The sequence below is a fragment of the Micromonospora zhanjiangensis genome (assembly GCF_042650605.1).
Lineage (GTDB): Bacteria > Actinomycetota > Actinomycetes > Mycobacteriales > Micromonosporaceae > Micromonospora_J > Micromonospora_J zhanjiangensis.
Genome location: NZ_JBHSBN010000127.1, coordinates 1 through 599 on the forward strand (window position 1 = coordinate 1; position 599 = coordinate 599).

Consider the following 599-nt stretch of genomic DNA (forward strand, 5'->3'; position numbering starts at 1 on the left):
ACCGCGATCGCCGCCGGCCGCCTCGGCGACTCCGCCTACACCACCATCGCGGCGCGTGAGTTCAACATGGTCACCGCCGAGAACGAGATGAAACCCGACGCCACCGAACCCAACCAGAACCAGTTCAACTTCTCCGCCGGCGACCGCATCTACGACTGGGCCACCCAACGCGGCATGAAAGTCCGCGGCCACACCCTCGCCTGGCACGGCCAACAACCCGGCTGGATGCAGAGCATGTCCGGCACCACCCTCCGCAACGCCATGATCAACCACATCAACGGCGTGATGGCCCACTACAAAGGCAAACTCGCCGCCTGGGACGTCGTCAACGAAGCCTTCAACGAAGACGGCAGCCGCCGCAACTCCAACCTCCAAGGCACCGGCAACGACTGGATCGAAGTCGCCTTCCGCACCGCCAAAACAGCCGACCCCGGCGTCAAACTCTGCTACAACGACTACAACATCGAAAACTGGTCCTACGCCAAAACCCAGGGCGTCTACCGCATGATCCAGGACTTCAAGTCCCGCGGCGTCCCCATCGACTGCGTCGGACTGCAAACCCACTTCACCGGCGGCAGCTCCCTACCCGGAAACTTCCA

Annotated in this window: 1 protein-coding gene; it reads left to right on the forward strand. The window is 62.9% G+C overall.

What is annotated here, in order from left to right; genetic code table 11:
* A partial coding sequence (locus ACFOX0_RS34250; RefSeq protein ID WP_377553853.1) for an endo-1,4-beta-xylanase occupies positions 1-599 on the forward strand: 599 nt, incomplete at both ends.